The 475-nt window shown below is 62.9% G+C and carries 1 protein-coding gene; it reads left to right on the top strand.

Going from position 1 to position 475, the window contains the following annotated elements; all coding sequences use genetic code 11:
• Positions 1-20 precede the first annotated feature (20 nt).
• Positions 21-475: contractile injection system protein, VgrG/Pvc8 family (locus Q669_RS01225; protein WP_036148292.1), on the top strand; the 455-nt coding region annotated here is incomplete at its 3' end.

Genomic DNA, 475 nt, shown 5'->3' with positions numbered 1-475 from the left:
AATCTTCAGGGATCGAAGTCATGCCCCAGGCAAGCGGATTGCAGTTCACCGCCCGTGTAGGCGAATTCCCCTCGGATCACTTTGTCGTTGTCGGCTTCGCGCTGACCGAACGGCTGTCTGATCTGTTCCATGGCCGGTTGCAACTGGCCAGCACCGACCCGGATGTGGCCGCCGCCGATGTACTGGAACAGTCGGTAGACCTGGTGGTGTGGCAGGACGGCCAGCCCCTGCGCCGGTTCACCGGCGTGGTGAACGAATTTATGCGGGGCGACACCGGCCACCGCCGCACCCGCTACGAAGTGGTCATCCAGCCACCCCTGTGGCGCCTGGGCCTGATGCACAACAGCCGCATCTTCCAGACCCAGACCACCGACGCCATCGTGCGTACCCTGCTCGAAGAGCGGGGCATTGTGGACTCCATCTTCGACTTCAAACGCCCACCGGAAGAACGGGAATACTGCGTCCAGCACCGGGA

The sequence above is a fragment of the Marinobacter sp. C1S70 genome (assembly GCF_000475355.1).
Taxonomy (GTDB): Bacteria; Pseudomonadota; Gammaproteobacteria; order Pseudomonadales; family Oleiphilaceae; genus Marinobacter; species Marinobacter nauticus.
Note: the sequence above shows the minus strand (reverse complement) of the source record. Positions and strands in the feature narration are given on the sequence as shown.